The following is a 22,835-nucleotide window of genomic DNA, read 5'->3' on the forward strand; positions in this document are numbered from 1 at the left end:
TCAATCAATGCTGATTAATTATAAAACAGCACTTGATTAAATATAAAGCAAAATGACTTATTTAATAGCTCGACTTTTAGCTAATAACAACAAGAGAGTGTCACTATGATTTATGCAAATCCAGGCGAAAAAGATGCACTAATTACCTTTAAAGCGCAATACGAAAACTACATTGGCGGAGAGTGGGTAAAGCCAGTAAACGGCCAGTACTTTGAAAATATTAGCCCTGTAAACGGTAAAGTATTTTGTAAAGTAGCGCGCTCCGACAAAGACGACATTGAGCTTGCGCTCGACAAAGCCCATGCAGTAAAAGCGCAGTGGGGCACTACATCGGTTACCGATCGTAGTAACGTATTATTAAAAATAGCCGACCGTATTGAACAAAATTTAGAGTTACTTGCAGTTGCCGAAACGTGGGACAACGGCAAAGCAATTCGCGAAACACTCGCGGCCGATATTCCACTAGCCGCTGATCACTTTCGCTACTTTGCAGGTTGCCTGCGCTCACAAGAGGGCGGTATTAGTGAAATTGATGAAACTACCGTTGCTTATCATTTTAATGAGCCATTAGGTGTAGTTGGGCAAATAATCCCGTGGAACTTCCCAATACTAATGGCAGCGTGGAAGTTAGCCCCAGCTCTAGCTGCGGGGAACTGTGTAATACTAAAACCAGCAGAGCAAACACCTGCCTCTATTTTAGTGCTGATGGAAGTGATTGGCGACTTACTGCCAGCGGGCGTACTCAACGTAGTTAATGGCTTTGGTAAAGAAGCCGGTGAAGCTTTGGCTACCAACACCCGTATTGCTAAAATCGCCTTTACGGGGTCTACTCCAGTGGGTTCACATATTTTAAAATGCGCCGCCGAAAACATAATTCCATCAACGGTAGAGCTAGGTGGTAAGTCACCCAATATTTTCTTTAGCGATGTAATGGACAAAGACGACGCGTTTTTATCAAAAGCGATTGAGGGCGCAATACTGGCCTACTTTAACCAAGGTGAAGTGTGTACTTGCCCATCGCGACTATTCATTCAAGAAGATATTTACGAGCAATTTATTGAACGTATTTTACAGCGTACTGCACAAATTAAACGCGGTAACCCGCTAGATACCGAAACCATGATAGGTGCGCAGGCGTCTAAAGCGCAATTCGATAAAATATTAAGCTACATCGAAATAGGTAAAAAAGAAGGCGCAGAAGTACTTACCGGTGGCAACGTAGAGCAGTTAAGCGATGATCTTAACGGCGGATATTACATTCAGCCTACATTATTAAAAGGCACCAACGACATGCGGGTATTCCAAGAAGAGATTTTTGGCCCGGTTATTTCAATGTCGACCTTTAAAGACGAAGCCGAAGCGTTGGCACTTGCCAATAGTTCTGAATTTGGTTTAGGCGCCGGTGTATGGAGCCGCAACATGAACCAAGCGTATCGTATGGGGCGTAAAATTGAGGCAGGCCGTGTATGGACTAACTGCTACCACATGTATCCGGCCCACGCCGCGTTTGGCGGTTATAAAAAATCAGGTATTGGTCGCGAAAACCACAAACTCGCACTGGGTCACTACCAACAAACTAAAAACCTATTAGTAAGCTATAGCGAAGATCCGCTCGGCTTCTTTTAATCAAAAAAGTTTAAACTTAAATACAACAACCATTAAGTAATGAGCGCTGCATATTTGCAGCGCTTTTTTTTACATTGGTTTAATGAATTTAAAACGACTCAACCGCGTTATCGCTCTTAGCACCAATCGTATTTTTTGCATGTTTTTATTATATATATGTTCTTTTTTCAGTGTTAAAAAAGGTATTTCACACCAGCTAAATTTTATAATTAATAACAGTATAAATTGGCAATTGTTGCGGTTTTGTCCGATAACATTATTAAAAGTCGTTCTGAGGTATTTAAACAAGGGCAATTTTATTACACACGTAATTACTTGTTTACATTAGAGTTGTTTGGTGGAACTATTAAGCTATGTAATATACGCCGTTTTGGGGGGTTATAAACCCCCATAGTGGTGTTCTATAAGCTGTTAGCTGTTAGCTGTTAGCTGTAAATGGAGTTTGTATGCAGAATTTTTCTACTGAAAAATATTCAAATATTGTCACAGAAATAAGAGATAGGATACAATCTGCTGGTGTATTCTCTGAACAAAATAGTGCTATTTTTATTGAGACTACATCTTTACAAATAAGAAAAATTTTAGAGTTAATCGCTTATCTATCTGTTTTGGTAAACCAAGATAAACTAAATCATAAAGATAGAGGTGAATGGCATGCTAAGAAAATAATAGAGAACCTTAGCAACAAAACAACGGTTTTCTACCCATTGCCAAGTCATATTATTTACTCTCAAGATAATGCATCTCAACCTGTTTTGATTCCTCAGAGTTATGAAAACTCATTATCTCAAAGCGATTTTATAAAGGTCTATAAAAGATGTGGAGAAGTATTGCATGCTCAACACCCTCTGAAAGAAATATTAGATATTGAAATTATATTTAGTGAAAATAAAGACACTCTACAAAGACTTAGAAATCTATTACAAAACCATACTATCGGCATCAAGCATGAGTCTAATAAATATACATTTTTATCAGTGGCAATTGATTTTACTAATGATGAAAAGACGAAACCCTCTTACATAAAAGAAATTAAAGCTAATATTTATAATGAACAAGAATTGATCAGCATATTTAGTGGTAATTACGCTTAATATTACAGCTAACAAGGCATTTAAACTGAACAAAAACAGTGGGTTACGTTTCGCTTCGCTACACATTTTAACCCACTATTTTTGTCCGCTTAATGCGGCGTTATATTGGCATCAAGCTATGGAGTTATAATTGTTCGAAGAGCTACTAGAACTTGTTGAAACTAAGCTTCGTGAAAATGGAGAAGACCCAACTTATGAAGCTATCATAAATTTGGCGTCAGAAGTTTTGATCGAAGATACAGCAGAGCAAGAAGAAATAAACGTTCAGCGTGTTATTTCTGAACATGATGCCTTTATAAAGAGAAATAGAGAAAGGTGGAGTTTAGGCTTCCGTAAACTTCACGCATTAAGAGAAACTTGCTTACAAGCAGGGATGAACTTTCAAGAACAATTTGTAAAAATTCCAAAATATGAAACGGACGAATTAATTGGCGTATTATTACGTCAACATGCACACGCATGCCGTATTAGTGGTGAAATCATCCACCTTCTTGAAGGTGGATATCCCGATGCAGCCTTAGCCCGTTGGCGCACTTTATATGAAATGGTTGTAACTTGCCTTGTCATAAGTAAATGTGGAAAGAAGGCTGCAATTGATTATATAAAGCATGGAATGGTTAAAACGGCTGAAGGCATAGCTGAACATCGAAAAACATCAGATGCTATGGGCTTGGAAACATTTACTGAGGACGAAGCTGAATATTACGCAGCTCTGAAAGATGAGATTACAGGTGGAAAGTCTAGCTGGCATTGGGCAAGAGAACACACCGGTTTTGCTAAATTTGAGAAGCTACGAGAGTATGTAGAACTTGATAAATGGTCACATAACTATAAATTAGCTAGTCGTAATGTACATTCTGATTATTATGAAATGGCTTCATTATATGCAATGAATGAAGCTAAAGAAGACTTGCTACTTTGTGGTCAGTCTAATTCAGGGTTAACAGATCCCGCTCAGTTTACAGCAATTAGTCTGGCTCAAATAACATCTGTATTTCTATCTGCATATATCAAAGATGAAAATAGCGGCTTAGATTACAAAGATTCAGTTCTATTTATGAAAATAATAGATAATTACGTTAAAGAGGTTGGTGAAGCGTTTGTTAACGTCGAAAAGCCAATATAACAACACGCCCTGAGGTGGGCAGCAAGCACTAGAGTTCACTTTCCACCGCAAATTTTAACAGCGGTGATCCCTTGGTAATCCCCCCGAAAAATAATAGATGCCAAACGTAGAATTTTCTCTTATTGTAAACACAGGAGAAAATTATGAAAAAAGCACATTTTACAGACAGTCAGATCCTCGCCATTTTGAAGCAAGCCGAAAGCGGTGTGCCCATTCCTGAGCTATGCCGTGAGCATGGTATGGGCAACTCAACCTTTTATAAATGGCGTGCAAAATATGGCGGTATGGATGCGTCTTTAATGACGCGAATGAAAGAGCTTGAAGATGAAAACCGCCGTTTAAAGAAAATGTATGCTGAAGAGCGACTCAAATCAGAGGTCATTCAGGAGGCTATGGCAAAAAAGTGGTAAAGGCTTCTGAGCGCAAAGTATTGGCACATGAAGTCGTTAGCACAAATAAAATGAGTATTGCCTTAGCTTGTCGTACTTTTATGATCAGTGAAACTTGTTATCGTTATGCGTCGATATTAAAAAATGAAAATCTAAAAATAGCAGAGCTGTTACTCGATCTGACTGAGTCAAAGCGAAGCTGGGGTTTTGGATTATGTTTTTTATATTTGCGCAATGTAAAAAAGCACAAGTGGAACCACAAGCGAATTTACCGCATTTACCGTGAGCTTGAGTTAAACTTGCGGATCAAGCCAAGGAAACGCTTAAATAGAGATAAGCCTGAGCCATTGGCAGTACCAGAAACCATCAATGAATGTTGGTCAATGGATTTTATGCATGACCAATTAGCGGATGGCAGAGCGTGTCGTCTGTTTAATGTCATTGATGACTTTAACCGTGAAGGGCTGACTATTGACGCTGATTTATCATTGCCTGCTGAACGTGTGATCCGCTCGTTAAATCAAATTATAGAGTGGCGGGGTAAACCAAAAGCTATCAGATGTGATAATGGCCCAGAATATATTAGCAAGCAGCTAGCGCAATGGGCGTTGAATAATGATATCGAATTACGGTTTATTCAACCCGGTAACCCACAGCAAAATGCCTATATAGAGCGCTTCAACCGAACGGTTCGTTACGACTGGCTGAGTCATTATATTTACAGTGATATTAGTGAGTTACAAGACAGAGCGACTGATTGGCTATGGACTTATAATAATGAACGCCCTAACATGGGGTTAGATGGTATAACACCAATACAAAAGCTGGAAAAATTAAACAACGGAAATTCTACAGCTAGCCTCCATTAAAAATGGGGGGATTACCCCTTACTTTTCAATGCGATTAAGTAAGTTGATTCATCGTAGGGCGTATGTGTTTTCCAGCACCTAAATAGTATTCTTATCCACTTAAATGCTAATGATCTGATGATGGTATTATGGGGTTTTCCTTTGGCCTCTTGCTGCCGATAATATGCTTTTGCCCAAAATGAATAACGCACAGATAATCCTGCCCATTCAACAAATGTTTGCCTTAAAAATTTAGTGCACGAATATCGCCAGTGTATCCATTCCTTCTTGCCACTGCGCTCGGTAACAGGGGCAATGCCTGCGTATTTTTGTATGTCAGCAGCGCACTTATAACGGTCACGATTTGACCCCATAGCGGCTAATAACCGAGGCGCTAATTGTGGTCCTGCACCTGGTAAACTATCAAAAATAGCGCGATCTGAATGTTGCTTATAAAGCGTTTTAATTTCGTCATCAAATCGGGTTATTGCCTGCATTAGATGTTTGAGTTGAGGAACAACACGCCCTGAGGTGGACGACTAGTAAAATTTAGCTATTAATTGCAAATTTTAAAAGTGGTGAGCCTCTGCGTTTTAATGCAGCTAAATACGTCGATTCATCGTAGGGTGTATTCGTTTTCCAACACCTAAATACAATCCTTATCCATTTAAATGCCAGTGATCTAATAATGCTGCTATGCGGCTTACCCTTGGCTTTTTGTTGCTCATAATACGCTTTAGCCCAAAATGAATAACGAATAGAAAAGCCTGCCCATTCTACAAATGTTTGCCTTAAAAAAGTGGGGCAACTATAACGCCAATGCGTCCACATCTTTTGACCACTGCGCTCAATAACAGGCGCTATACCAGCGTACTTTTGAAGTTCTGCAGCATCATTGTAACGCGCACGATTGCTCCCAAAAGCAACAAGTAAACGTGGGGCGAGTTGTGGACCTGCACCGGGTAAGCTATCAAATATCTTTTTATCTTGCTGGGCTTTATAAGCCGATTTTATTGCTTTATCGAGCTTTTCAATACCTTTTAATAACACTTTAAACTGCGTAATAAGCACTTCAACGAGCATTTGATTAGGCACAATGACTCCTTCATCCAGAGTTAATGGCATCGCATTTTTAATACTGTCTAGTCGTGCATTATTGACCGTGCAATAGTGTGAGTTATGACTCTCGAAAAAGTCGAGTAAAGTCTGTTTTCTTGCTTTTTTAACCGCAGTGAGCGACGGCCATTTCTGAATGAAGTCGCAGAATATATACGTGTCTTTTTCTTTAAACCATTCAAGTGCCTGCGGGTAATAATTCTTTAATGTCGCCGTTATTTTATTGGATAAATCGACACTGTCTTGCACTAAACTTCGGCGATATTCAACAAGCTGAGACAGCGTTATAGCTGCTGACTCAGGCTCAATGACAGACAGCTTATCCATGTGTAACGTGAGAATTTCAACTTGTACAAAGGCATCTGATGGGTCATCTTTTGCGCCACTGGGCGTAAAAGCCTGGCGATATTTAGCAACAGCACAAGGATTAACGGTAAATAAAGTAAGATGGTCGTATTTAGCTAATGCATAAATAAGCGGGCCTTTTTTAAGCTCACAAACAATTGCTATTTTCTGCTCTGGATAACGCTGTTTAATATCCATAGCCCATTCATGCAACGCTTCAGGTGTGTGTTTAATAACGGTGTAATGATATTTATTAGTGCCTGTTGGGTGTTCACAAATATCATGTTTTTTATCGGCCCAATCTATGCCAATGAGTACAGCAAAATTATCAACGTTATATGCTTTCATTTTATAGCGCCTACGGTTAAAGTTAAGAGCGGAATGTGCTTAAATCTCGTTTCTCGCAGGTCTTATAGATAGTCTTGGTCGGCAATCCCTGAGTATGCGTTTTGAAATCGAGGTGCTCTGTTGGCTCGAACGTCTTGTTAAAAACATTGGATGTTTGGCATTCAATATTCGTAACCAACAGAAGCATATTCCACTTAATATAATAGTCAGTTACTTTTAAATTAAGTGGCTTGGTCGAACTATAAGGGTTTTCAAGTCGGACAAATCACAGTTGGCTTTTTTGTTCGTGCCTCACTTATTTTAGCCAACTGCAATTTTCCGCTTAAAACAGCGTTATAACTCAAATTCATAGTCTTGTACTCTCGTCTACTTTTAACTATGCTTCGTACCATTAACAGTACAACTAAAGGTATTATCATGAGTAGACTTCATTTTGATCAAGATATTCAACCGCTTTCAGATTTTAGAGCTGGAGCAGCTTCATTTATACGCCAAGTTAACGAAACTAGAAGACCAATTGTTATAACCCAGAGGGGCAAAGGTGTAGCTGTAGTTTTAGATGTCGCAGAATATGAATCTATGCAAGAAAAAATAGAACTATTAGAAGAAGTACAAAAGGCTGAAGCTCAGATTTCTGCCGGTTTAGGAATATCAAATTCTGATGCTCGCGCCCAAGTTTTAAAGAGTATTGGGTCTTGAAAGTAGTTTGGTCACCTTTAGCATTAGACAAATTAGAAACTACAGCCAAATTTATTGCTCTTGATAAACCATCGGCAGCTGACAAATGGGTTAATGATATTTTTGATCGTACCGAGTTACTTGGTTCACAACCTGAATTAGGACGAGAAGATCCTGAGTTGTTAGGTGATATTGAGTTATAACAACACGCCCTGAGGTGGACGATTAGTAAAATTTAGCTATTATAACCAACTGTTTTTTGCCTCTTAATGGGGCGTTGAGGCTATAGAATTACTCTTTTTTAAGAAAAACAGCCTGTTTTATGGGTTCCAAATGCATTACCAAATGCTCTAAAAGCGCTTAGAATTAATTGTAGGAGCTCGTTTTTAAATTGATTTTGGCTGTTGGAGTTATTCTACAGCCTCGTTAGCATTACAAGGAAGTTAATGTCTATTTGCCCTAATTGTACTAAAAACATCAAACCTTTCAGTTTGTCTTTTTCCGTATTTCCACTTTACTTTAAGTGTGCTGACTGTAATGTAAGATTGAAGTTGGTCAGTTCAAAATTATTTTGGATTACATTTTTGCTTTATTTATTATTAATCGTTGTATTACTAACTTATATCCCCTTTTTTACTGAGTACAATATCGGAGTCATCGTTGCAGTAACAGGTTGGTTTGCTGTTTATTATAAAATTACACCTACTTTATTCAACAAAGACAATCTTGAACTTTACAGATAATTTAATGCTAACAACACGCCCTGAGGTGGACAGCAAGCACTAAAGCTCACTTTCCACCGCAAACTTTAACAGCGGTGATCCCTTACTTTTCAATGCGGTTAAGTAGATTGATTGTTAGCTATACGCTTACAGTATTTTATTTATACCAATCTACATCAAAGGGCTTTTAAGTAGATTGGTATTGTATGATGTGCAATATAGTTGTTTTTACTTGTTTTTAAACGGCATTGTAAGTAACCCCCACAGCGAGGCGTTTTGCTTAGCACTTGGGTATTCAATCAAACCTATATCTATTTCTGCGTCGACTTTTTTGGCCTCACTTTTATAGCTGCCAAAAAGTTTGTCCCACCAAATTACACTAAAACCATAGTTTGAATTTGTTTCACTCACTACTTTACTGTGGTGAATGCGGTGCAGTATTTGCGTCATTAATATAAGGCGTAGTGGCTTTTCAATGGCGTTTGGTAGGCGTATGTTTGCATGGTTAAACAAGGCGAGTCCATTTAACGCGATTTCAAATATAAGTACGGCAATAGCGGGTACGCCAAGTGCAGTAACTGCAATGAGTTTTATAAGTATACTAAGCACAATTTCGATAGGGTGAAAGCGCAAGCCGGTACTGGTATCTACATGCGCATCGGCGTGGTGTACGCGGTGCAAACGCCATAATAGTGGCACTTTATGAAACAATCTATGCTGCCAATAAATGATAATATCGAGCAGTACAAGGCTTAGCACTATGGTTACTATGCTAGGTATGGCTAGTTGGTTAAATAAGCCAATGCTGTGCTCTTGATTGTAAAGTGCTACTGCGGTTAAACCAATAGGTGCGGCTAAGCGCGCAATGATAGATGAGGCAAACACTAAGCCAAAATTTGCCAACCAGCGAGTGCTGCTTTTAATGGGCGATTGCCTTGCGGGCTGTCGCCATTCAAGCAGCATCATTATAACTAAAATGCTAAAAAAACAACCCAGTCGCCACCAAACTTCGTTAGTCATTATTATTTATAACCTCATTGGCTTCTTGCTGTTTAAGTGTTTGGTAGCCGCCATGTATACGGGTAAATATGGTAATGGCACAGGCAAAAGCAAATATGCCAGCGAGGAGGGCAAAGTGCTGCGGCCAAATACAAAAGGCTATAAATAGCGCTATTGTTTCTGTGCCTTCGGTTAAGCCATTTAAGTAATAAAAGCTTTTGTATTTAAATTGCGGCTTTTCGAGTTTAAACTTTTCAGCGGCTATGGCAAAGGCTAAAAAGCTTGAACCCGTGCCAATAAATGCAGCGAGTAATATAGCGCCTGCAATGGCGTTTTGTTCGGGGTTTGCCAAAATAAAGCCAAGCGGAATGGCCGCGTAAAATAAAAAGTCGAGTGTAATATCTAAAAAGCCGCCGGCGCTTGAGCTTAAATTAGCATGGCGTGCTAGTGCGCCGTCAAGCCCATCTAAAATCCGATTTAAAACAATGGCAGCTAATGCGCCGTACCACATTTCAAAAGCAAGTAATGGCACAGCGAGCAAACCAATTAAAAAGCCAAATACCGTTAGCTGATCGGGCGTTATGCCGCGTTTATGTATCAGCATTACCACAGGCTTTAACAGTGGTTTTATTACAGGGGTGATAAATTTATCTAACATAGGGGGCCTTGTGCGCTTAAAGTACAGTATTTAAGGTGAAAAGTTTACCGTTTGCAGCGTCGTAATCGCTATGATCGTGCGTTACCATAATGGCAGGCAGTTTATGTTGGCGTATTTGGCTAAACACCAGTTCACGTGTATCAACGCGCAGTTGCGTGTCGAGCTTACTAAAAGGCTCATCGAGTAAAATAGCTTTTGGCTCACTTAATAACAGTCGTAATAGGGCAACGCGCGCTTGTTGACCGCCCGACAAGCTATCGGGATGGCGATTGGCCATTCCTTTTAAACCAACTTGCTCAAGTGCCTGTGCTATTTTGTCAATGCGTTGTTTTTTATCCCCTTTAGGCATAGCAAAAGCAATATTACCCGCCACACTTAAGTGCGAAAACAATAAAGCATCTTGATACAGTACGCCAATATGGCGTAAATGCGCGGGTAAATCATTTATATTTTTACCGTTAAGCCACACCTCCCCAGTGGCTTTAAAACCACTGGGTAAAGTACCTGTAAGCCAGTTTAATAAGCTTGATTTACCGCTGCCCGATGGGCCCATAATTGTTAAAATTTCACCGCCATTAACTTGCTCGTTTAAGCTAAGTAGTCGCTCATTTTGGCGATAAAGCTGACAATTTTTAATCTGTAAAGATGACTGCATTAAAAAACCTTTAACTCATTACTGTTTACTGTGGGAGCTTTACACTCGTGCGCTTTTAAAAAAGTACTTAGGTAAACCCCATGCCAGTATAAATCCAATAAGCGGGAGTGCCATTTGCATAATAGCGTATACGGCACTGGTGCGCCTACTTGCGCCATTTGCCAGGGTAACTGCTTCGGTTGTTATGGTGGCTATACGCCCGCCACCGGCTAAAAGAGTTGGTAAGTATTGGCCAAAACTGATCGCTAACCCCAATGCGGCTGCAATTAAAATAGGTGCAAATAGTTGCGGTAATTTTACTTTAAAAAACACTTTGCAAGGCGCTGCACCCAAACTTGCTGCAACGCGCGCAAAGCGAGGGTCTAAACGCCTATAACTGCTCGCGAGTGACAAAAATACGTAAGGCAAAACAAACAGTAAATGTGTAAACACTACATTAAAAAACGCGGCTTGGTTATTTACCCATTGTTGTATCCATACTAGGCCAAATAAAAAGGCAATACTGGGTACTAATAGCGGTAAGTAAATAATTAAACTGGTAAAGCGAGAAATAGGTTTGTCGCTTAACTGCTCCGACTCTAAACACAATAAAGTAACCGTAATGGCAAATACAGTCGTTACTAAACCAATAGCTAGGGTATTAAAAAGTGGATTGCTCATTTGCATTAATGCACTTTTAAAATGCAGTAGTGTAAATTGCTCGGGGAGTGCATTGGGAAAGCGCCAAAAGCCCGCAACCGACCACAAAATAAGGGCAATTAGCGAGAGTAAAATAAAACCGATAACTAAAACGGTGAGTATTACCGTTAGTTTTTGCCAATAAAACCCGCCGTATTCGCGCACCCCGTTAGTGAGTGAGTCGCTAAACAATACCTTTATCGCTTTTTCGCCGCCAAGCCAAAGCGCAAGTAACCCACCCGTGAGTGCCAGTTGTAGCAAAGCACCGGCTGAGGCTTTAATGCGTAAGTTTAAATCGACATCGTTAAACCAATGCATAATAGCTACCGCTAATGTTGGCGGTGTATTTGGGCCTAAAATAAGTGGCATTTCTACACTGGCGCTGGCATAAGCGAGCACAGCTAAAATAGGTAAACGCAGCAGTGGATAAAGGCTAGGGAGTATTACTTTAAAAAAGGCGGTCATGGGGCAGTAACCCAAGTTAAGCGCAACTTTATGTTGCTGGCGTAATTTTTTGCCAAGCTCAGGCTGCGCCAGTACGCCCAGTGCCATTAATAACAAAAATGGCAGTTCTTTAAGGGTTAATCCTAAAATTATACTAATACCGAACGAGTCATGCGGAAATAGGCCGTTTGGTGCAAGTTCCCACCCGCTTAACCAAGGCGATATAATTCGCGAAATCATGCCTGAAGGGGCAATTAAAAAACCTACTGCAATAGCTGCTGCAGCATGAGGTATAACTAAAATAGGGCTCAATAAACGCTGAATGCGGTTAAGCCAAGGGCTGTTAAAAAATGCGGCTAAAATCATCAAAGTAATAATAAAAGCAAGTAAGGTACTTATTAAACCAGTGCCAATACTTAGCATAGCCATATTTACCAGGCCGGGTGTTTGCCAAAGCATGGTAAAACCTTGCAAGCCAAATGTTGTTTGATCAAGTGCAGGGGCATAACCAAAGGCGGGTAGCAACACACTAATTAAGCCGCCAAGTACGGGTAAAAGAAGCAAAACGAGTAAAAAGCGTGGACTTAATTTAACTATTTTACTAAACATATCATGGCTTTTACGGGCGTGAGGCCCATGGCTTGCCGCCACTTTATTGCTAACAACACTCATTGGCTTACCCCATAGCGAGTTTGCCAGCCTTGCATAATGGCGTTAACCCAGCTTGGATGAGGTTCGCTCAATGTGCGCTTAATACTATTAAAAGGCAGTGCGCTTGGATGCGGTTTAGCTGTTTTAAACAGTGCTTGTTGCTCAGGCGTTAGCCTTGATTGAATAAGTACGCTTTTATCGCCCCATATATGCGCTTTTTGCTTTTGGGCTTGCGCTTTTGGGCTTAATAAAAAGTTAGCGACTAATTGCGCGCTTTGCGGGTGGCTTGCATTGTACGCAATGGCCACAAAGTGAGTATTACTTAAACTGCCATCAGCCATTGCATAGCTGCGAATGCTTTTTGGTAAATCGTAGCGTTTAACCGCTGCGGGCACTTCGGGTGCTGAAAAGGTAAAAGCAATACTTAGCTCGGTATCGTCTACTAAACGGCGCATTTGCGCGCCACTTTGCATAAAGTGAGTGCCACCACGCCAAAGCGTAGGGTGTAGCTTATTTAAAAAGTCCCACAATGGGGTTAATACTTGTGCTGTGTTGTTAGCGGTAGCCGCTTGGTTTAACTGCACTTTAATGCTTTCACTACTTTGCTGATGCAGTACTACTAAGGCGTATTTTAAAAAGCTCATCCCTAAAAAATCAGGCGGCTTTGGGTAACTAAAACGCCCCGGGTTTTGTGTGCTCCAGTTTAATAATTCGTTTAATGTAGTAGGGAGTTTATTGTTTGCCTGTTTATTTATTGCAATGCTGTCGTAATAAAAGGTGAGCGATGCTTGCCCCCACGGTGCTTCCATACCATTTGTGGGTATGCCAAAGTCAAAATTAACAGCTGGGTTATTAGCGGGATCTGTGTAGGCAAAGTGTGGCAGTTTATTCGCCCACTGTTTTAACAACAATGCGTGCTCGCTCATGGTGGCAAAGTTAGCGCCGTTTATCCATACCAGATCAACACTGCCTTGGTCATTATTATGTGCTGACTTTTCGGCCAACACACGGCTTACTGCTTCGCTGGTGTCGCTGAGCTTTACATGCACTAAGTTAATATTATATTTAGTTTTAACTTGCTGGGCAGCCCATTGAATATAGGCATTTATTTGCGCGTCGCCGCCCCAGGCATAAAAGTACACGCTTTGGTTATTACCAAGCGTTTCAATATTTTTCCAGCGAGTGACTAAATCTTTACTCATATTTTGAGCGTTGCTATTAGCAAAAGTACTTAAACTTGTTATTAAGCAAATGCAAAACGCGACACAGTAAAAACCGTATCGCGTAGCTGCTTGCCAAAACTTACTGGCGTGCATTTAAATCCCAGTTGTAGTCTAAAAATTTCACTTTCATGTCATTATTTTTAAGCGCTTTTTGCTGAGCGGGTATTAATTTAAGTGCATCGCTATATTGCAAAAAAAAATGCTGCAAGGTATTTGCTCCGTTAAAGCCTTGTTCAAAGTCATCGCCGTACCATTTAAATATAGCGGAGATATTTAGCGTGTATTCCTGTGCAAAATTACGTGTTGTATCAGATAAAAAACGGTAAGTTTGCTGTTGTAATTGGCTCTCTAGTTCAGTAGCTGTGAATGCCTCCTCGCGTAGCGCTGGGCAACCAATACTCGCACAATTTACAGCAAAATGAATGCGTGGATCGTTATATTTACCGCTGCCACGAATTAAACCGTGCTCTATGTCATCAAGGCTGCGAGTTTTACCCAGTAGTGGCACAAACGCTTTACTCCACGGTGAGCTAAAAAAGCTGCCTAAATCTTTTATTGATTTAAGGTTTGGGTGCTCTTTACTGCCAAGGTTTGAAACGATGAGCTCTACGGTAAATGCATTATACGCATTAATTAAAAACGCCAGTTGCTTAGGTTTTTCCCACGCGTCAAACTCGTTTTTTGTTACAGCACTTAACGAATCTAAATACGTTTTTAGCTGAGTATGATCACGTTTTATGGCAGCGTAATCAACCTCTGTGCTGTGATTATAGTTAATAGCGACAACATGTTTATTTAGCAATGCATTCCAGCTATCGTGCAGGTTATTAGTCGTACTTTGCGCGTGGCTTGAAAGCGACGTTATAAGCGCCGTCGCAAGTAATGTCGCACTTAATAATAAAGGCTTTAATGTTGTGTTAAACATATTAGCCTCGACGCCACGTATGATATTTTTCGAGCAGGTTAAGTACTTTTTCAGGTGCATGGGCGCGTTTCCACTCGCCTGCAGCGTATTTGTTGCCTTCAGCCCAAGTAGGGTAGCTGTGTATAGTGCCCAGTATTTTATTAAGGCCTAAACCGTGTTTCATGGCCAGTACAAACTCAGCTATTAAATCACCCGCGTGTTCAGAGACCACGGTTACACCGAGTATTTTGTCTTTGCCTTTGGGGGTAATTACTTTAATAAAGCCTTTTGTGGCGCTGTCGGTAATTGCGCGATCTAGCTCTTCAAATTCAAAGCGAGTGATTTCAAAATCAATGCCTTTATCAATCGCATCTTGCTCGTTTAAGCCCACACGTGCTACTTCTGGGTCAATAAAGGTGGTCCATGGAATAACGCGGTAATCTACTTTAAACTTTTTAAAGTTACCAAATAAGCCGTTTACTGCTGCGTACCAACCCTGATGAGCGGCTACGTGCGTAAATTGATACGGGCCAACAATATCGCCAGCGGCAAAAATATTAGGGTATAGCGTTTCTAGGTATTCGTTAGTGACTATTGTACGGTTTGTTTCTATGCCTAGCTCTTCAAGGCCGTAACCTTTAAGGCGGGCACTGCGGCCAACGGCGCATAGCAGTTCGTCGTATTCAATAGCAATTTCTTCATCATTGCCTTCGTTAAGGCGTTTAACAATAATGAATTTTTTACCATCGCGCGCTTCACAGCGTAATGCCTGATGGGAGGTTAAAATGTTAACGCCGCTTTCAGTTAACGCTTCGTGAGCAAAGGTAGACACTTCAAGATCTTCTTTGATCATGATGCGCTCCGCCATTTCAATTTGCGTAACGCTTGAACCTAAACGGGCAAAGCTTTGGGCTAATTCGCTGCCAATAGGGCCGCCACCAAGTACTACAAGCTTTTTAGGTGCTTCGTCAAGCGCTGCAAATTTATCCCATAAGGTATCGCTTGTTACATAACCGGTTTCTTCTATACCGGGGAGTGGCGGTACAAATGGGCGTGCGCCAGTGGCAATTACAATAGTACGTGCCGTTAATGTTTGTGTGCCGCCATCGTTAAGTTTAATTTCTACCGTCCACGGGTCGATTAATTTGCCGTAGCCTTTTACTACGTCTACGCCTAAATTAGTGTAGCGCTCTACGCTGTCGTGCGGTGCTATATCGGCAATTACTTTATGTACACGCGCCATTACTTTTTTAAACGAAAACTGCGGTGTCATGTTTTCTAGGCCGTAGTGTTCACCGTGGCGAATTTGCTCTGCAATTTTAGCGCTTTTAATTATCGCTTTACTTGGAACACAGCCGTAGTTTAAACAGTCGCCGCCCATTTCGCCCGCTTCAATAAGGGTTACTTTTGCTTTAACCACAGCGGCAATATAACTTGTTACCAAACCACCCGCACCCGCACCAATAACAATCATGTTACGGTCGAAACTTTTAGGTTTAGTATAGTTTTTGTATACACGACGTTTTTTAAACACGTTTAATATTCCTTTAGCAATAAATGGGAATACGCCCAATAAAGCGAATGATAAAATTAAGTCCAACGATAAAATGCCCGATAAGCTTTCTATTTGAGCAAGTTGCGTACCCGCATTAACAAATACAAATGTACCGGCTAGCATACCCACTTGGCTTACCCAGTAAAAAGTCCACGACTTGATGGCTGTTACGCCCATTAATAAGTTGATTAAAAAAAACGGAAACACCGGCACTAAACGCAGGGTAAATAAGTAAAAGCCGCCTTCTTTTTCAACGCCTGTATCAATGGCTGCTAAACGCTCAGGAAAGCGCTTTTTAATGGTGTCGCGCAATAAGTAACGTGATACTAAAAAGGCAAGAGTGGCACCTATGGTTGATGCAAACGATGCAACCAATAAGCCTTCAACTAAGCCAAACAATGCACCCGCTGCAAGGGTTAAAATAGCCGCGCCCGGTAAAGACAGTGCCGTAACCACGACGTAGAGTAAAAAGAACCCGCCAATTATTAATAGCGGAGATTGCGCTTTATATTGGCTAAACTGATCCATCGACCCTTTTAAGCCTTCAAGCGTGAGTAGTTGGTGCAAATTAAAATGAAAGAACAGGCCGATGGCGGCCGCTGCAATCAATAACAAAAGTATTTTTTTAATCATCTTCTCTCTTCTCTAACATTGCAGTTTAGAAATTGTGGGTAAGCGTGAGTTTTGCGTTTATTGGTAACTCAGGAAAAGCCAAGGTTGCACCAAAATAACCGCCTTCAAATACAGGACGCCAATTTTTTTGATTGGTAACGTTGTTTACATCTAAGCGTAACTTGGTGCTAGGCGTAAAAGCATAGCTAGTATTTACGTTTAATGTGTACTGATCGCGAATATGTACGGTTGCCAAAAAGTCTAATGGGTAACTCTTTGTATATAGACCTGAAAAACCCGTTTGCCATTTCGAATTAATTGAATAATTACCGTTAAAGCTAAAAGACTGCTCTGGAATGCCTTGAACTTGGCGGTTTGAAGGTGCAAATGCGGTAAAACTAGGAGCACCCACACTGGTGCCGGCAATAATATCAGGGCGTGAGTTGTCAAATGCATCGGCTACTTGGGCAGAATCTTGACTACTTGCAGAATTATCGTAGCGGGCGTCAATGTAGCTATAGCCTGCGCTTAACCAATACGGGTAGGCATCGTAAAATACTTGGCTTTCAAAACCTGTGGTGCGAATACCGGTATTACTGCCATCGCGGTTTCGTAAACTGCGGCGTTGGCTAAAAATAGCGCCATCGGCGTACCAATCGCTATTGGTTGGTGCATATTTTAAACCAAATTCAACGAGGGTATTTTCGGTGGCAAAATTTTGCGCACTAATGGTGTTGTCGCCGCCAAGTGTAGTGCCGCCTGCCATACTATTTGATGTGGCTTCGTTGTAACTTGCTGCGCCATAAGTGGTGTAATCATCGCTTAGTCGGTAATTAAAACTGACTTGCCCTGAATGCAAATTGTCGTTAATGCTATCGCTGGCGGCAATTTGCCCTACAGGTGCTATTGGGTCGTTTGCTTCTACGTCATAAAAGTCAACGCGGTAGCCTACACTGGTATGAAACTTACTAGTCCAGTCAGAATCTTGCTGAATAGCCAACCCTGTTTGCCATGAGCGTGAGTCGGTGGTGTCTGATAAATTAAAGTCGCCGCTGCCGTCGTTATTAATATCGTACTGACCACCTGGCGATACAAATACACCTGGGCGAAGTTCAACAAAGCGTGCTTGTTGCTCTGCACTTAGCGGTATGCGTCTATTTGAAAGTGGGCCAGTTAAATCTATGGGTAAGTCGGCTTCGGTGGTAAATTGGCTGTAACCTAATACGCGATTATAGCGTATATCAAAGGCAAAAATAGTGTGTTGGTTGTCACGCCATTGATAGCTGAGCTCGGTCCGGTTTTGCGCGGTATCGGCACCGTCTATAATTTCAACAAAGCTGTTTTGTGCAATTTCATCACGTTGTAAATGCTGAAAGTAAGTAATGTTTTTAATTGACGCGTTACTAGAAAGCTCACGTTTATAAATACTGTGTAGTAAGTAAGTAGTGGCTTCGTTTTGATTGCCTGGGTCGGTCAGTACGGTGCTGCGGTCTATTTTTACTTGCCCGGTTGGCGAAATAACCGAACCCGCTAAAGGTACAGTACTACCATTTGCTTGCACACCTTGGCCGGTAATATACAGTCCGTCATCTATTAACGCTTGAGTAGGGCGGTTAATACCGGCGTTATCGGTAAATTCAACTTGGTATAATTCAAAATTAAGATCCCAGCTACTTTTATCATCAGGAAATACACGCAGCGCGGCAAATAAGCTGTCGCTTTTTGTACCTGAGTAGTCGTAATAACTGCCGTTATCAATATGCTCTGCACTGACTCTAAAACCTACTTTGTCTTTTACTATGGGGGCGCTGTAGTCAACCAGTATACGATATTGATCCCATCGTCCTGCCGATAAGCTTGCTTTGCCTTTACTTTCGTCTGTAGCGGCTTTTTTAGAGTGTAAGTTGACAAACCCGCCATTGCGTTGGCTTGAGCCAAATAATACCGTTGGCGCACCTTTAACTACATCTATCTGCTCTATAGCGTTGAACGATAACGGCACACCAAAGCCATTATTGCCCGCTTGGCGACGTGTACCATCTTGAAAAAGCTCACCTAATTGGCCCCTAATTGTTGGTAAACTTGGCGCGCCAAAACCACTGGCTGAATAGGTATTGGGGCTTACGGCAAGCACATCTTGTAACGTGGTAATGTTAAGCTGCTCTATTAACTCGCTCGAAATAGGCGTTACCGAACGTGCTATGTCTTTTAGTGCTAAGTTGTCGCCAAATGGGCCATCTATACTGGCATCTTTAACTGAAAGGCCTTGAGATTTAATAACTTGGCCAGCTACTTCAATGTGCTCTATGGTGTTATTGGTTGTTACTGTTGAGCTTTGGGCAGCTTGCGCCAGCAGTGGGGTATTTAATACGCTTGCTAACGATAGGGCTAAGTATTGGTATTTCAAGGGCTTTCTCTTTCTTGTTAATAGTTGATGATGATAAAGACCGAAAGGTGTAAAAATAACTTTCAGTAAAGTTTCGATTCTTTTTATTTTTTAGGACATAACAAAACAGCGCGTTTAAAGCGTGCTAATAAAATATTGCCGTTTTCATTTGTAAATAAAATAGCAATAGGGTGGCGATATTACACAGATTATAAATAATTGCTTTTAAACATGTTTTTAAATTGTAGTCTACTTGCTAGCAGTTAACCTATTATATTTATTAGCTTTTTGTACGGCGTTTAAATACTTAAAATAAGCCGCGCTTTAACTGTTAATAAGCTAGGTAGGTAAGGATAATTAAAAATAATTATCCTTTTTTGAAATAAAAACCAATTTATACGGTCTTGCTAATTTAATAGTTTATTAATATTTTTTATTAAAGGAAGTTTTATGACAAACCCAATCAGTGCCGATCTACAAAACCGTGTGCGGTGGTCTTTACTCTCTCTACGTGTGGGTGTTTTTATTGTAATGATAATGTGGACGCTGGATAAATTTGTGAACCCGGCACATAGCGCCGGTATTTTTGAAAAGTTTTATGGCATTAGTGGGTCAACGGATATAGTGGCGTATGTGTTAGGTGCGCTGCAGTTAGTTTTAGTATTAGCATTTTTGGCGGGTATTAAAAAGCGACTTACTTACGGAATCATTTTTGTAATGCATGGCTTGTCTACACTTTCATCGTACAACCAGTACATAGATGGCTTTAACAACTTATTATTCTTTACTGCATGGCCAATGTGGGCAGCGTGTTTTGCGTTGTATTTACTGCGCGACCAAGACGTAAAATTTACTATAAAATAATAAATTAAAAAATGGTTATAAGCCGCTTGGCTTATAACCAAATAGTACACAAGGGAGTGTATCAAAGTTATAGCGTATAAAGTGGTTACTGCATATAGCTAGTGCATTGCATCGTTGTAGTGCTCAGCCAAGCTTTCTTTTTGCCCTTCGGTTAGCGCTTTGCCCGCTAATTGAAATACTTCGTGCTCTTCTTCATCTAAGTGATGATGCACTAAATGATGGAGTTTTTTAGCCGCAACCAACCACGCTGGTGAACTCCTATCGGTTTCTTCAAGTTGTTCAATTAATTCATCAATATCATGATGTTCTGCCACACTATGGCGGGCTTTTTCGTGGGTTAGGTCTTCAAACATCAGTGGATTATAGAAATATCGCTCTTCAAATTTTGCGTGTTGTTTTAGCTGTGTTTTTAGTTCAAGCATTAATTTTTGACGCTCATCTGTATCACCATGAGTTTGAATAAGCGCATCTACTAATTTACGTTGTATGTCATGATCGGCGCGTAGTGCTTCAAAAATATTCATTTTATTTCCTACTTTACTCATTGTTTAAATAATATGAAGCAAATATAAGGCCATTTTTAATACACTGTAATACAAGGGGTTTTGTTTTTATTACAAAGAGATTATTTGAGAGGTGTGTAAAAATTACTATGAACTGTATAAAGATAACAACAAAAAGGGCTAATATTGCTACTAGCCCTTTAGTAAAATAACTTACTTATTCATAACCGTATTTAGCTAGCTATTTATTTGCGTCTTTTATTGCTTTAAGTTTAGCTGCGTGGTCAATTTCAAACGCGGGCATGTCTTTATTACCATCGATCAGGTAGTTATCCATCCAACGCATTAAACGTAAGCTGTAGTCGTACTGGGCTGCTACTTTACGGTTACCGTGGCCCTCGCCAGGGTAGTAAACTAAACGCACGTCTTTACCTTGCACTTTCATGTAGCGGTATAGCTCCATTGATTGCGCTGGATGTACACGAGGATCGTCTTTACCGTGCATAATTAATAACGGTGTTTTAGATTGCCCAGCCCAATAAATAGGGCTGCGCTCTAAGTACCATTGCCATTTATCCCAAGGGTATGAACGAGCATGTACTAGGTTCATTTCGTTAGATATATCGGTAGTGCCAAACTTAGATAATTGATTAGATACGCCGACAAACATTACGCTGGCAGCAAAGTGCTCAGTTAATTTTGTTGCGCCCCACGCAGAAGCATAACCGCCGTATGAGCCACCAGTAATACCAACACGTTTAGTGTCTACTAAACCTATATCAACAAGGTGATTTTTAAAATCAACTAAGTCATCAAACTCTTTGCCTGCGTAATCATTTTGGCCAAGTTTAGAGTAATCAACCCCTTTACCCGTTGAGCCACGATAATTTGGATAAAATACAGCGTAACCACGAGCCGCCCCCATTTGACCAGGGCGTGAGTAGTTAGTTAACCAACCGTCTTTGTCATGGCTTTCAGGGCCGCCATGTACCGACATGATTAATGGGTAACGTGTCCCTTTTTTATAATCAAGCGGATATACAAGTACACCATCAATTTCTACGCCGTCACGGGCTTTTAAATTAATTGTTTGTTGCTTGGCAAAGCGCTTGTCGTTTAGCCAAGTGTTTGAATCGGTTAAACGCTCTGCTTTTTTACTACGAACAATAAACACTTCGTTAGGGTGCTTTGCGGTATTGGCGCGCAGCGCTAAAGTTTTATCTGAAGCAGAAATACTTAGGCTTGAGGCAATAAATTGACCTTCTTTAACTATTTTTTTATATTTATTGCTGCCGGTTTTAATGCTGCCGACAAAGCTTTGGGTGCCTACATTGGCAATAAAGTTTAAGGTATTGCGTTTATTTTGCCATTCAATATCGGCTACGTGGCCGCTAAAGTTGGGTAACCACTCATCTACTTTACCGCTTTTTGTATCGGCTAAAAATAAGCGACCAGTAGCAGGATCGTGTTTATCTTGTGCGCCTAAAATTGCGATATAACGACCATCATGAGAAAGCTCTGCTGTACCAAGTTTACCCTCTGTGGCAAACGACATAGTGACTTGATTACTTGCTATATCAAACATATGCCATTGTGATCTTGTGTACTTATCATCAATTAACGCAGTAGGCTGAGTTTTAACCAGTAGCTTTTTGCCATCAGCAGCCCAATTAACATCACTAACATAGTTAGCTACATTGAGCGCGGTAGGTGAAAGTGGCTTATTGGTTTGTTTTAAATCAGCAATAAACAGCTGTTTGTTTTTTAAACCCTGCTCGTATACCTCTGCCATAAAGCCTAATTTTTTAAGCTCTTTATCAGATTTATCAGCTGCTGGCATTGCTAAAATAGCGAGGTGTTTATTATCTGGGCTTAGTGCGTAGCTTGAAATTGAGGTATCTTTTAACGACAGTACTTTATGTGCTTGACCGCCATCAACCGGAATTTGATAAAGCGCGGTAAATTTGTCGTCTTTTAATTTTGCTAAAAAGTAGATGGTTTTACTGTTGTTAGACCATTGAATGCTGCTAATACTAACCGACCCAGTAATAAAAGGGCGCTCTACACCTTTGTCGTTAACCACATATAATTCGCGGTAGTTAGTGCCATTTTCATCAACATACAGCTCACGCGGCACCGAGCGAGTAAAAGCGACGTTGTCGCCATCTGGACTAATACTGGTTTGAATAACTGATTGAATTTTTGGGATATCTTCAACCGTTAATGCTGTTGCAGCACTTACCAATGAGCTAGATAATCCCATTGCAAGCGCTAAGCTAAGTTTTAACATTAAACTTTCCTTTATATACACGTTAACTTGGCAGTATAACAAGGCAGATGTAATAGGCTAAAAAATGCGATTAACACACTGTTTATAAAGGTTAATGGGTAAAGCGATAATAAAAGTAACT

Annotated in this window: 18 protein-coding genes and 1 pseudogene; 7 read left to right on the top strand and 12 right to left on the bottom strand. The window is 40.6% G+C overall.

The genetic code is table 11. The features are described from left to right. The first annotated feature begins 105 nt into the window (after positions 1-105). From exaC to PTRA_RS17035, 4 genes are all read left to right on the top strand, one after another. Positions 106-1,626, top strand: a complete 1,521-nt coding sequence (gene exaC / locus PTRA_RS17015; RefSeq protein ID WP_058374855.1) for an acetaldehyde dehydrogenase ExaC — start codon at positions 106-108, stop codon at positions 1,624-1,626. A gap of 446 nt (positions 1,627-2,072) precedes the next feature. Beyond that, positions 2,073-2,720, top strand: a complete 648-nt coding sequence (locus PTRA_RS17020) for a hypothetical protein (protein ID WP_058374856.1) — start codon at positions 2,073-2,075, stop codon at positions 2,718-2,720. 130 nt (positions 2,721-2,850) lie between these two features. Next, entirely contained in the window at positions 2,851-3,846 is a 996-nt protein-coding gene (locus PTRA_RS17025; protein WP_058374857.1) for a DUF5677 domain-containing protein, read from the top strand. A gap of 143 nt (positions 3,847-3,989) precedes the next feature. Beyond that, positions 3,990-5,104, top strand: a protein-coding gene (locus tag PTRA_RS17035) for an IS3 family transposase (RefSeq protein ID WP_099046610.1) whose coding sequence is annotated in 2 segments (ribosomal slippage) — positions 3,990-4,242 and positions 4,242-5,104 — 1,116 coding nt in all. Because the reading frame shifts where the segments join, the coding sequence is not laid out codon by codon here. An 11-nt stretch (positions 5,105-5,115) separates the two neighbouring features. Here the strand turns inward: PTRA_RS17035 and PTRA_RS17040 are convergent. Next, positions 5,116-5,559, bottom strand: a pseudogene (locus PTRA_RS17040) (transposase); the annotation flags it as partial. A gap of 73 nt (positions 5,560-5,632) precedes the next feature. Continuing rightward, a complete protein-coding gene (locus PTRA_RS17045; protein WP_058374858.1) occupies positions 5,633-6,892 on the bottom strand; it encodes an IS110 family RNA-guided transposase in 1,260 nt (419 codons plus the stop codon). A 417-nt stretch (positions 6,893-7,309) separates the two neighbouring features. Between PTRA_RS17045 and PTRA_RS17050 the strand changes: the two genes are divergently transcribed. Both PTRA_RS17050 and PTRA_RS17055 read left to right on the top strand, forming a co-directional pair. Next, positions 7,310-7,591, top strand: a complete 282-nt coding sequence (locus tag PTRA_RS17050; protein ID WP_058374859.1) for a type II toxin-antitoxin system Phd/YefM family antitoxin — start codon at positions 7,310-7,312, stop codon at positions 7,589-7,591. Further along, positions 7,588-7,773 carry a type II toxin-antitoxin system RelE/ParE family toxin gene (locus tag PTRA_RS17055; RefSeq protein ID WP_237113514.1) on the top strand — a complete coding sequence of 62 codons (186 nt, stop codon included), beginning with the start codon at positions 7,588-7,590 and terminating at the stop codon, positions 7,771-7,773. Before PTRA_RS17050 ends, PTRA_RS17055 begins: the two co-directional genes overlap by 4 nt. 747 nt (positions 7,774-8,520) lie before the next feature. Here PTRA_RS17055 and PTRA_RS17060 read toward each other — a convergent pair. Genes PTRA_RS17060 through PTRA_RS17095 form a run of 8 tightly spaced genes read right to left on the bottom strand, consistent with a single transcriptional unit; the run spans position 8,521 to position 19,078 of the window. Beyond that, entirely contained in the window at positions 8,521-9,312 is a 792-nt protein-coding gene (locus tag PTRA_RS17060; RefSeq protein ID WP_058374860.1) for a sterol desaturase family protein, read from the bottom strand. Then, positions 9,305-9,949, bottom strand: coding sequence for a CDP-alcohol phosphatidyltransferase family protein (locus tag PTRA_RS17065; protein ID WP_058374861.1), 645 nt, complete (start codon positions 9,947-9,949; stop codon positions 9,305-9,307). The genes PTRA_RS17060 and PTRA_RS17065 overlap by 8 nt, the downstream gene beginning before the upstream one ends. A gap of 16 nt (positions 9,950-9,965) precedes the next feature. Continuing rightward, complete coding sequence (locus PTRA_RS17070; RefSeq protein WP_058374862.1) at positions 9,966-10,604, bottom strand: ATP-binding cassette domain-containing protein; 639 nt, start codon at positions 10,602-10,604, stop codon at positions 9,966-9,968. A 39-nt stretch (positions 10,605-10,643) separates the two neighbouring features. Then, positions 10,644-12,398 (bottom strand): ABC transporter permease, encoded by a 1,755-nt coding sequence (locus PTRA_RS17075; RefSeq protein WP_058374863.1) that lies wholly within the window; start codon positions 12,396-12,398, stop codon positions 10,644-10,646. After that, complete coding sequence (locus PTRA_RS17080) at positions 12,395-13,693, bottom strand: ABC transporter substrate-binding protein (RefSeq protein WP_058374864.1); 1,299 nt, start codon at positions 13,691-13,693, stop codon at positions 12,395-12,397. Before PTRA_RS17080 ends, PTRA_RS17075 begins: the two co-directional genes overlap by 4 nt. Continuing rightward, positions 13,680-14,525, bottom strand: a complete 846-nt coding sequence (locus PTRA_RS17085; protein ID WP_058374865.1) for a DUF547 domain-containing protein — start codon at positions 14,523-14,525, stop codon at positions 13,680-13,682. Before PTRA_RS17085 ends, PTRA_RS17080 begins: the two co-directional genes overlap by 14 nt. A gap of 1 nt (position 14,526) precedes the next feature. Beyond that, positions 14,527-16,692 carry an FAD-dependent oxidoreductase gene (locus PTRA_RS17090; protein WP_058374866.1) on the bottom strand — a complete coding sequence of 722 codons (2,166 nt, stop codon included), beginning with the start codon at positions 16,690-16,692 and terminating at the stop codon, positions 14,527-14,529. A 25-nt stretch (positions 16,693-16,717) separates the two neighbouring features. Next, positions 16,718-19,078 carry a TonB-dependent receptor gene (locus PTRA_RS17095; RefSeq protein ID WP_058374867.1) on the bottom strand — a complete coding sequence of 787 codons (2,361 nt, stop codon included), beginning with the start codon at positions 19,076-19,078 and terminating at the stop codon, positions 16,718-16,720. 429 nt (positions 19,079-19,507) lie between these two features. Here PTRA_RS17095 and PTRA_RS17100 point away from each other — a divergent pair, with 429 nt between their 5' ends. Then, positions 19,508-19,921, top strand: coding sequence for a hypothetical protein (locus PTRA_RS17100; protein ID WP_058374868.1), 414 nt, complete (start codon positions 19,508-19,510; stop codon positions 19,919-19,921). 98 nt (positions 19,922-20,019) lie between these two features. On the opposite strand, the gene PTRA_RS17105 is transcribed toward PTRA_RS17100, so the two are convergent. Both PTRA_RS17105 and PTRA_RS17110 read right to left on the bottom strand, forming a co-directional pair. Beyond that, positions 20,020-20,445 (bottom strand): hemerythrin domain-containing protein, encoded by a 426-nt coding sequence (locus PTRA_RS17105; protein WP_011329866.1) that lies wholly within the window; start codon positions 20,443-20,445, stop codon positions 20,020-20,022. Positions 20,446-20,665: 220 nt separating this feature from the next. Continuing rightward, the gene (locus PTRA_RS17110; protein ID WP_058374869.1) at positions 20,666-22,714 is read right to left on the bottom strand and encodes an alpha/beta hydrolase family protein; all 2,049 of its coding nucleotides are present in this window, start codon (positions 22,712-22,714) and stop codon (positions 20,666-20,668) included. Between the last annotated feature and the right edge of the window lie 121 nt (positions 22,715-22,835).

The organism is Pseudoalteromonas translucida KMM 520 (assembly GCF_001465295.1).
Taxonomy (GTDB): Bacteria; Pseudomonadota; Gammaproteobacteria; order Enterobacterales; family Alteromonadaceae; genus Pseudoalteromonas; species Pseudoalteromonas translucida.

What these genes read in the sequence shown, in the direction of transcription:
- exaC (WP_058374855.1), top strand. Translation starts at nt 106, where the DNA reads ATGATTTATGCAAATCCAGGCGAAAAAGATGCACTAATTACCTTTAAA.
- PTRA_RS17020 (WP_058374856.1), top strand. Translation starts at nt 2,073, where the DNA reads ATGCAGAATTTTTCTACTGAAAAATATTCAAATATTGTCACAGAAATA.
- PTRA_RS17045 (WP_058374858.1), bottom strand. Translation starts at nt 6,892, where the DNA reads ATGAAAGCATATAACGTTGATAATTTTGCTGTACTCATTGGCATAGAT.
- PTRA_RS17050 (WP_058374859.1), top strand. Translation starts at nt 7,310, where the DNA reads ATGAGTAGACTTCATTTTGATCAAGATATTCAACCGCTTTCAGATTTT.
- PTRA_RS17060 (WP_058374860.1), bottom strand. Translation starts at nt 9,312, where the DNA reads ATGACTAACGAAGTTTGGTGGCGACTGGGTTGTTTTTTTAGCATTTTA.
- PTRA_RS17065 (WP_058374861.1), bottom strand. Translation starts at nt 9,949, where the DNA reads ATGTTAGATAAATTTATCACCCCTGTAATAAAACCACTGTTAAAGCCT.
- PTRA_RS17070 (WP_058374862.1), bottom strand. Translation starts at nt 10,604, where the DNA reads ATGCAGTCATCTTTACAGATTAAAAATTGTCAGCTTTATCGCCAAAAT.
- PTRA_RS17075 (WP_058374863.1), bottom strand. Translation starts at nt 12,398, where the DNA reads ATGAGTGTTGTTAGCAATAAAGTGGCGGCAAGCCATGGGCCTCACGCC.
- PTRA_RS17080 (WP_058374864.1), bottom strand. Translation starts at nt 13,693, where the DNA reads ATGCACGCCAGTAAGTTTTGGCAAGCAGCTACGCGATACGGTTTTTAC.
- PTRA_RS17085 (WP_058374865.1), bottom strand. Translation starts at nt 14,525, where the DNA reads ATGTTTAACACAACATTAAAGCCTTTATTATTAAGTGCGACATTACTT.
- PTRA_RS17090 (WP_058374866.1), bottom strand. Translation starts at nt 16,692, where the DNA reads ATGATTAAAAAAATACTTTTGTTATTGATTGCAGCGGCCGCCATCGGC.
- PTRA_RS17100 (WP_058374868.1), top strand. Translation starts at nt 19,508, where the DNA reads ATGACAAACCCAATCAGTGCCGATCTACAAAACCGTGTGCGGTGGTCT.
- PTRA_RS17105 (WP_011329866.1), bottom strand. Translation starts at nt 20,445, where the DNA reads ATGAATATTTTTGAAGCACTACGCGCCGATCATGACATACAACGTAAA.
- PTRA_RS17110 (WP_058374869.1), bottom strand. Translation starts at nt 22,714, where the DNA reads ATGTTAAAACTTAGCTTAGCGCTTGCAATGGGATTATCTAGCTCATTG.